At 43.5% G+C, this 4,795-nt stretch carries 6 protein-coding genes and 1 pseudogene; 5 read left to right on the forward strand and 2 right to left on the reverse strand.

The window, feature by feature from the left end; genetic code table 11:
- A pseudogene (locus AC6I5A_RS06580) lies at positions 1-148 on the forward strand (UDP-glucose 4-epimerase GalE); the annotation flags it as partial.
- Between the two features lie 43 nt (positions 149-191).
- Here the strand turns inward: AC6I5A_RS06580 and AC6I5A_RS06585 are convergent.
- Both AC6I5A_RS06585 and AC6I5A_RS06590 read right to left on the reverse strand, forming a co-directional pair.
- Complete coding sequence (locus AC6I5A_RS06585; RefSeq protein WP_034613317.1) at positions 192-470, reverse strand: hypothetical protein; 279 nt, start codon at positions 468-470, stop codon at positions 192-194.
- On the reverse strand, positions 460-774 hold the full coding sequence (locus tag AC6I5A_RS06590) for an AbrB/MazE/SpoVT family DNA-binding domain-containing protein (RefSeq protein ID WP_034613320.1): 315 nt from the start codon (positions 772-774) through the stop codon (positions 460-462). Before AC6I5A_RS06590 ends, AC6I5A_RS06585 begins: the two co-directional genes overlap by 11 nt.
- 321 nt (positions 775-1,095) lie before the next feature.
- On the opposite strand from AC6I5A_RS06590, the gene AC6I5A_RS06595 reads away from it, so the two are divergent.
- The 4 genes from AC6I5A_RS06595 to AC6I5A_RS06610 form a co-directional block, all read left to right on the forward strand.
- A complete protein-coding gene (locus AC6I5A_RS06595) occupies positions 1,096-3,015 on the forward strand; it encodes an NAD(+) synthase (RefSeq protein WP_034613323.1) in 1,920 nt (639 codons plus the stop codon).
- A gap of 37 nt (positions 3,016-3,052) precedes the next feature.
- Positions 3,053-3,415: a hypothetical protein gene (locus tag AC6I5A_RS06600; RefSeq protein ID WP_034613326.1), complete on the forward strand. Its 363-nt coding sequence runs from the start codon at positions 3,053-3,055 to the stop codon at positions 3,413-3,415.
- Between the two features lie 118 nt (positions 3,416-3,533).
- Positions 3,534-4,559, forward strand: coding sequence for an N-acetyl-gamma-glutamyl-phosphate reductase (argC, locus tag AC6I5A_RS06605; protein WP_034613329.1), 1,026 nt, complete (start codon positions 3,534-3,536; stop codon positions 4,557-4,559).
- A 23-nt stretch (positions 4,560-4,582) separates the two neighbouring features.
- On the forward strand, positions 4,583-4,795 hold a 213-nt coding region (locus AC6I5A_RS06610), incomplete at its 3' end, for a bifunctional ornithine acetyltransferase/N-acetylglutamate synthase (protein ID WP_034613332.1).

The following is a 4,795-nucleotide window of genomic DNA, read 5'->3' on the forward strand; positions in this document are numbered from 1 at the left end:
AAGAGCAGGAGATCCGGCAATATTAATCGCCTCATCAGAAAAAGCTAAGTCAGTGTTGGGATGGAAACTGCGGTACGATTCTCTTGAAAAGATAATGGGTGATGCATGGAGATGGCATAAGAATAATCCGGATGGGTATAATCAGTAATTTTATCTTAAGAAACAATTTTATTATTACCATCCCGCTCATATTAATAGGGTGGGCGTAAGCAATGGTCATGATCTCCTATGTTTCTCATTAAACAGATTTCCTGGCCTTGTTCGTCTTTAACCCATTCAAACGTGAATCGTATGGACATATTGAGGCTACCTTCCCAAATACTATCTGTTCCTTGAACCCGCTTAACCCTGAAAGAGGGATGATGCCAGTCTTCATTAAACTGATACATTTTATCAGCAAATAAGTTCTTGATTTCTCTAGGTAGTTTGTTATAGGCGTGATTAAAACGTGATGTACTTTTAATCTTCATCGTCGTTTTTCCTTAAATCTTCAAGGAAATCTTCCATGGAATCAAAGCTCTTGATTCGTCCAGCGTCAATTTCAGCTTGGGCTTCTTGTTCACCTGTCTGCCATTCCTGTGTCCAAAACCATTGCTGATCGGCCGGTATAAGTTTCTTGGGTTCTAGTATGATTTTTCCTTCTTCAATCGAAACGTCAAGGATATCTCCTTCGTCAAGGTTAAGTTCTTTACGCACTTCTTGCCCTAGCGTAATTACGTGACGTTTTTTTATTTGTACAATACCAAAAGATTTTTTCAGCCGTATGAGAGACATAAAATATCGCCTCTTTCTGATTTTCTGCAAATCTGTTTTTGATTAGTATAACATGTTATTGTCCGTTTTAACATTATTTCTTGGGCTTAAAACCTATGTCAATTGAAAGCCCTGTTGAGACATATATAAGGAAGTAAACACCACTAAATCCACTAATTTGTGGTATATTATTAATAGCATTAAGCAAAGTTGGAGCTTTGAGCAGGGTCTTGAGGCTGCGATTGAGTTGTATTGGGAAAACTTATAGTGAGACGTATGATTGAGCGGTGATGTATGAAAAAGTTAAAGTTACAGAAGAGAACATAAAAGGAAGTGATTAGGATGATTTCTTTAAACCAATATGGATTTATAAGAGCGGGGGTAGCCGTTCCTTATCTTGAAGTAGCAAATCCAACGTTTAATATAGAAGAAATGAGAAAATTGATCATGAAAGCCTCAGCCCGTAAAGTTCAGGTGTTGTTATTCCCCGAACTGTGTGTTACCGGTTATAGTGCCGGAGATCTTTTTAATCAAAGATTACTACTTGAATCTGCGGAGAAAGAACTCCTTAATTTACTTCAAGCGACAAAAGAAACGAAGATGCTTATTGCTGCCGGTATACCAATTATGGCCGATAATCAATTGTTTAATTGTGCTGTCATGATGCATGAGGGACATATCCTGGGCGCCATCCCCAAGACATTCATCCCCAACTACAGTGAATTTTATGAGAAACGTTGGTTTGCTTCGGCGTTTAACCGAATTTCTAACAAGGTAAAAATATGTGGGCGCGAGGTTCCTTTCAATGAGAATCTTCTGCTTAAGGATGAAAACTCCGAGCTGGTGGTAGGAGTAGAACTCTGTGAAGATTTGTGGATGCCGATTCCCCCGAGTTCATATCATGCTCAACATGGTGCAAACTTGATTCTCAACTTATCGGCAAGTAACGAAATTGTTGGGAAGGCGGAGTATCGGAGAAATCTGGTCACGCAACAATCCGCTCGATGTATGGCTGCTTATTTGTATACTTCGGCTGGAAATAGCGAATCGACAACCGATGTCGTTTATGGCGGGCATGCTATGATTGCGGAAAATGGTACGTTATTAGCCGAAGATAGAATGAATGAAGAAGAAACATTGCTGATTCGGGACCTGGATATTGAGCTGTTGTCGAACGACCGGAGAAAATTCAACAGTTTCATCGGTAATGTTGATCCTAAAAACTATGAGACTGTTTCCTTCAGTCTTACTTCCCAAGCAGTTCCTGGCTTAGAACGCCATACCAACCCTCAACCGTTCGTTCCATCAAATAAAGAAGACCGGGATGAACGGTGCCGGGAAATCTTCCGGATTCAAGCGGCAGGACTAGCCCAACGTTTGGCCAAGACGGGTATTCAGAAAGCAGTCCTGGGTATTTCAGGGGGATTAGATTCGACGTTGGCGTTGTTAGTTACCTGTGCCGCTTTTGAAAAGCTTAAACTCCCTCAAGAAAACATCATTGGGGTGACCATGCCGGGGTTTGGAACTTCAGGCCGGACGTATCGCAACTCCTATGATTTAATGAAAGGATTAGGGGTTACGACGCAGGAAATATCCATTAAAGAAGCTTGTATACAGCACCTGACAGCGATCGGGCATAACTTATCAGGGCATGACATTACCTATGAAAATGCTCAGGCAAGGGAACGGACTCAAATCCTGATGGATATCGCCAATCAAGTCGGCGGACTTGTCGTGGGAACGGGTGATTTATCGGAATTAGCTCTTGGCTGGTGTACCTATAACGGAGACCAGATGAGCATGTATGGCGTTAATTCCGGTGTCCCAAAGACACTTGTGCGTTATTTGGTCACTTGGTATGCGGAGGGCTCCGATAAACCAGATACAAAAAATGCTTTGTTGGATATTTTAGAGACCCCAGTCAGCCCGGAATTGCTCCCGCCTGATGAATTGGGGAACATTGAACAAAAGACGGAAGACATTGTCGGTCCGTATACTTTACATGATTTCTTTCTCTATAATATGCTCCGCTTCGGCTATACTCCTTCAAAAATTGTTCTGTTAGCGGAAAATGCGTTTCAAAACTATGAAAAGGAAGAGATTGTCCACTGGCTCAGGGTCTTTTGTAAGCGGTTTTTTAGTCAACAATTTAAACGCTCGGCTATGCCCGATGGAGTCAAGGTAGGCTCGATTTCGCTTTCGCCGAGAGGGGATTGGAGAATGCCGAGTGACGCCAGTGCTGAGATTTGGCTTAAATTTTGACATACTTGAAAAAACGCAATAGAAAGGGGTCTGTGCAATGAAGGACAATGTCCGAGATTTTAGAGTTTATAAAGGAAATGGAAAAACTTCGGCTGTATTTATGCCACGCTTTATTAGAGATGTAAGAACACCTAACAGCGAACGATATCTAATCGTTATGGGTGAGGATTTTGAATTAATAGGGACACTGGATTTGCACATTATGGATATAATTCAAGCCACTTTAGTGATTATCCCGGATGTTGAGCAGGATACGCTGGAATTATTAGTAGGTCTTATCAAGATGGAACTATTAGCGCCATTAGATTTAGATATTGAATATTTTAATATTTTTAAAGGAGTTTCTGATTACATAACACTGGATGAAGAAGATTTTTTCGATGAAGACGATGACGATTAATATCTTGAATTTTTATACATATTTATGTATAATTATGATTAATATTCTTCTTCCGGATGGAGTTTCACTTCATCTGGAGTTTAGCTGAACTTATCCAGGGGAGAGTGGAGGGTTAAATATGAAGGTTGGTGTTCTTGGGGCCACGGGATATGCGGGACAGGAATTGTTACGTTTATTGAAACGCCATAAAGAAGTGCGGGATTTGTACCTCGCTTCATCCAGTGTAGCCGGGGAGGATTATGAGTCGGTATATCCACATTGGAGCGGTCAAAAGGTGGGGAGCTTGCATGATGAAAACGTCCCGGATCTTGATGTGCTTTTTTGTGCACTTCCTCATGGGTTGACGGCGGCAAGAGCCGGTTCTTTTTTAGCGCGAAATATGAAAGTCATTGATCTGGGGGCCGACTTTCGGTTGAATTCTGCTGACGTTTATGAGGAATGGTACAAAATTAAGCATCCGGCAAAAGACCTGCTTGCCAGCGCCGCGTATGGTTTGCCGGAACTAAATCGTACGCAAATACGGGGACAATCCTTAATCGCTAATCCAGGTTGCTATCCAACGGCAACCTTGCTTGCCCTGGTCCCCTTCCTGCGCCATAAATTGCTCCAAACCAACTATTTAATTATTGATGCCAAGTCGGGTGTATCCGGGGCTGGCCGCGGGGTCTCGCTAGGCATGCACTATGCTGAAGTTAATGAAAACTTTAAGGCTTACGGGGTGGGAAATCATCGTCATACCCCGGAAATAGAACAAGAACTGTCCCGGGCTGCGGGGTTGCCGCTAACCGTGAATTTTACACCGCATTTAGTTCCCATGACGCGGGGGATGCTGGTCACCATATATGCTGCGCTTCAGGCAGGGGTCCGGGAGGAGGACCTACGCGAGTGCTGGCGGGAACAGTATGGGCAAGAGGAATTCGTGCATGTTTTGCCTGCCGGGACTTGGCCGCAGACGAAATTTGCCAGCGGAAGCAACAATGCTTTTTTACAGTTGACTGTGGATCAGAGAACGGGAAATGTGATTATAGTGGCTGCGATCGATAATCTGATTAAGGGTGCGGCAGGCCAGGCGATTCAAAATATGAATCTGGTGATGGGGTGCCCCGAGTGCCAAGGAATTACAGGAACGGCTCTTTGGCCCTGATTGGAAAAGGAGAGTGTGAATAAATGAGTAATATGGAAGATGCCTGGAAGCCGATTGCCGGCGGGGTGGCTGCTCCGCAGGGGTTTTACGCGGCCGGCGTCCAGGCAGGAATTAAGTATACGGACAAATATGATGTGGCACTCGTTTTTTCGCAGGTTCAAGCGCAAGCTGCCGGTGTTTATACGCGAAATCTGGTCAAAGCGCACCCTCTTTATTTAACGCAGCGCCATTTGCGG

The sequence above is a fragment of the Desulfosporosinus sp. Tol-M2 genome, assembly GCF_059735615.1.

Coding starts and splice junctions, on each gene's coding strand:
- AC6I5A_RS06585 (WP_034613317.1), bottom strand. CDS start 470: ATGAAGATTAAAAGTACATCACGTTTTAATCACGCCTATAACAAACTA.
- AC6I5A_RS06590 (WP_034613320.1), bottom strand. CDS start 774: ATGTCTCTCATACGGCTGAAAAAATCTTTTGGTATTGTACAAATAAAA.
- AC6I5A_RS06595 (WP_034613323.1), top strand. CDS start 1,096: ATGATTTCTTTAAACCAATATGGATTTATAAGAGCGGGGGTAGCCGTT.
- AC6I5A_RS06600 (WP_034613326.1), top strand. CDS start 3,053: ATGAAGGACAATGTCCGAGATTTTAGAGTTTATAAAGGAAATGGAAAA.
- argC (WP_034613329.1), top strand. CDS start 3,534: ATGAAGGTTGGTGTTCTTGGGGCCACGGGATATGCGGGACAGGAATTG.